We start from the raw sequence: 3,458 nt of genomic DNA on the forward strand, positions 1-3,458 counted from the left end.
TCGGTATTCTCACCATGGATGTACCGGGCGAGAGCATGAATACCCTGAAGGCCGCCTTCGTGGACGAGGTCCGCACCGTGCTGGCCGAGGTGAAGGCCAACAAGGAGCTGATCGGTCTGGTGGTGGTCTCCGGCAAGAAGGATTCTTTCATCGCCGGTGCCGACATCAGCATGCTGGCGGCCTGTAGCAGTGCCCAGGATGCCCAGACGCTGTCGCGGGAAGGGCAGGTGATCTTTGCCGAGATCGCGTCGCTGGCCATCCCGGTGATCGCCGCCATTCATGGCCCCTGCCTTGGCGGCGGGCTGGAGCTGGCGCTGGCCTGTCATGGCCGGGTGGTGACCGATCACGCTAAAACCGTGCTGGGGCTGCCGGAAGTGCAACTGGGCTTGCTGCCGGGCTCTGGCGGGACCCAGCGTTTGCCGCGCCTCATCGGGGTGGCCAAGGCGCTGGATCTGATGCTGACTGGCAAGCAGGTAAGAGCCAAACAGGCCAAAAAACTGGGGCTGGTGGACGATGTGGTACCGCTTTCCATCCTGCTTGAGGCCGCCATCAAGCTGGCCAAGAAGGGCAAACCCCGCCACGAGCTGAAGCGGGATCTGCAGGGCAAGCTGCTGGAGACCAATGCGCTGGGTCGCAAGGTCCTGTTCGATCAGGCCCACAAGGGGGTCAAAGCCAAGACCCGGGGCAACTACCCGGCGCTGGAGCGGATCCTCGAGGTGGTACGCATCGGGGTGGAAGAGGGCATGCAGGCAGGCCTTGCCGCCGAATCCCGCCACTTTGGCGAGCTGGTGATGACGGCGGAATCCGCCGCCCTGCGCTCCCTCTTCTTTGCCACTACCGAGATGAAGAAGGAGGTCACCTATCAGGGGGCCGAACCGCGCAAGGTCACTCACGCCGCCGTGCTGGGCGGGGGCCTGATGGGGGGCGGCATCGCCTTCGTGACCGCCACCAAGGCGGGGGTGCCGGTGCGGATCAAGGATGTGGCCAACGCCGGTATCGGCAATGCCATGCGCTATAGCTACGAGATCCTGGCCAAGAAGCTCAAGCGTCGCCACATGTTGCGCAGCGAGCTGGAGAAGCAGATGAGCCTGCTGTCAGGCACGTTGGACTACTCGGGTTTTCACCGGGTGGACATGGTGGTGGAGGCGGTGTTCGAAGATCTCGCGCTTAAACATCAGATGGTGAAGGAGGTGGAGCGCGAATGCGGTGACCACACCGTCTTTGCTTCCAACACCTCCTCCCTGCCTATTCACCAGATAGCGGCCGAGGCGGCGCACCCGGAGCGGATCGTGGGGCTGCACTACTTCAGCCCGGTGGACAAGATGCCGCTGGCCGAGATTATTCCTCACGTTGGCACCAGTGCCGAGACGGTGGCCACCACGCTGGCGTTTGCCCGTGCCCAGGGCAAGACGCCCATCGTGGTGAAAGACGAGGCCGGTTTCTACGTCAACCGTATCCTGGCCCCCTACATGAACGAGGCGGCGCGGCTGGTGCTGGAAGGGGAGCCGGTGGAGGTGCTGGATGGTGCCCTGCTCGATTTCGGTTTTCCAGTCGGCCCCATCGCCCTGCTCGACGAGGTGGGGATAGACGTGGGTGCCAAGATCTCCCCCATTCTGGAGAAAGAGCTGGGCGGCGAGCAGTTCCAGGCGCCCAAGGCGTTCGACAAGCTGCTGCAAAACGATCGTAAGGGACGCAAGAACGGCAAGGGCTTCTACCTCTACGGCAAGGCGGCGCCGCGCAACAAACTGACCGGCAAAGAGGGCAAGAAGACGGTGGACGAGAGCGTCTACGCCGTGCTGGGAGTCAAGCCTGTGCCCAAGCAATCCCGGATGGAAATGGCCGAACGCTGCGTGCTGATGATGCTCAACGAAGCGGCCATGGCGCTGGACAGCGGCGTGGTGGCCTCGGCCCGTGACGGCGACATAGGCGCCATCTTCGGCATCGGCTTCCCGCCCTTCCTCGGCGGCCCGTTCCGCTACATGGACACGCTCGGCATAGCACATCTGGTGGGGCGCCTCGAGCACTACCAGAAACGCTACGGCGACCGCTTTGCACCCTGTGAGCGTCTCAAGGCGATGGCGGCGGAGCAGTTGAGCTTCTACTAAGCAGAGTGTCGTGCCGGTGACGGCAGGGCCCATCTCAAGGAGGCGACCCCCGGGTCGCCTCCTGCATTTTGTGCGATCCCTGAAGGGGCGGCAGGCAACATGGGTTGAATTGTGTCCATATTTGGCCTGGCCAAGGGCTAAATTGTTGATCCAGCGCAAAGTAGCCCCCTATTTATTACTTTGGTGGCATAGGACTCAGGCGCCGGTTGAGGTCAAATAGCGTCATCAGGAACGGGGAGATAACCCCGTCACGAAAGGAACACCCATTTCACTGGATGAAGGACACATAATGAGTCTGCTTGAACAAACCATCTGGACTGTATTGGGATACGGGGCCATGCCCTTTATCTTCCTGAGCGGGTTTGTGGCGGTGGCAGTGACCTGCTGCTTGCTGCTCAATGCCTTCGGGGTCAAGTCCGCCGAGAAGTGATACGCTTCTTTCGTTCATACCGCCAAATGCCAGTCTTCGGACTGGCATTTGTTTTTTTAGCCTTTTTCGACACTTATCCGCGAGACTCAGGCCAAATGTGTGGTCAAGGTGGTCGAACCGATCGCTGATTTTGATTACACTGACGCGCAGTTTTTCCACCCCGGATTGATCACTCAAGGTATTCAAGGTTTCTATGGCTCTCAAGGCAACCGTATTCAAGGCTCAACTCAGCCTGTCCGACATGGACCGCCACCAATATCAGGACGTCTCACTGACCCTGGCTCGTCACCCTTCCGAGACCGATGAGCGCATGATGATCCGGCTGGCGGCTTTCGCCTGGCACGCCGCCGAGCGGCTGGAGTTCACCAAGGGGCTCAGTGCCGACGACGAGCCCGAGCTGTGGCGCAAGAACTACTCCGACGAAATCGAGCTCTGGATCGAACTGGGCCAGCCCGACGAGCGCCGTCTGAAGAAGGCGTGCAACCGCTCCCGTCATGTGGTGCTCTACCTCTACGGTGGCCGTGGCACCCACGTCTGGTGGAAGCAGAATCATGGCAAGCTCAGCCAGCACGACAACCTCACGGTGATCGAGCTTTCCGACAGTCAGACCCTGCCACTGACCGCCATGGTGGCGCGCACCATGCACCTCACCTGCACCATCTCCGACGGTCAGCTCTGGGTCAGCAACGGCACATTGGAAGTGACACTGGATCCCGTCTTGCTGATGGGGCCACCCGCCCGCGAACTGTAAAGAGCCCGCCCATGTTCAGCGCACTGCTCAATATCGTCATCCCTGTGTTTGCCGTGGTGGGCCTCGGCGCACTCTATGGCCGGCTGCGACCGGGCGGGGCGCTGGGCGATGTCAACCGGGCCAATATCGAGCTGTTTACCCCGGCGCTGGTGTTTTCGGCACTGGTCAAGTA

General features: G+C 61.3%; 3 protein-coding genes and 1 pseudogene. All 4 read left to right on the plus strand.

All coding sequences use genetic code 11. The features are described from left to right. Positions 1-2,105 (plus strand): fatty acid oxidation complex subunit alpha FadJ (fadJ, locus tag AAC083_RS19845; protein WP_108537533.1); only part of this gene is annotated, 2,105 nt, incomplete at its 5' end. Between the two features lie 289 nt (positions 2,106-2,394). Next, the gene (locus tag AAC083_RS19850; RefSeq protein WP_005301193.1) at positions 2,395-2,535 is read left to right on the plus strand and encodes a TIGR02808 family protein; all 141 of its coding nucleotides are present in this window, start codon (positions 2,395-2,397) and stop codon (positions 2,533-2,535) included. A gap of 193 nt (positions 2,536-2,728) precedes the next feature. Next, complete coding sequence (locus AAC083_RS19855) at positions 2,729-3,286, plus strand: YaeQ family protein (protein WP_108537534.1); 558 nt, start codon at positions 2,729-2,731, stop codon at positions 3,284-3,286. 11 nt (positions 3,287-3,297) lie between these two features. Continuing rightward, positions 3,298-3,458 (plus strand): annotated as a pseudogene (locus AAC083_RS19860) (AEC family transporter); the annotation flags it as partial.

The organism is Aeromonas sp. HMWF014, assembly GCF_963878295.1.
Lineage (GTDB): Bacteria > Pseudomonadota > Gammaproteobacteria > Enterobacterales > Aeromonadaceae > Aeromonas > Aeromonas popoffii.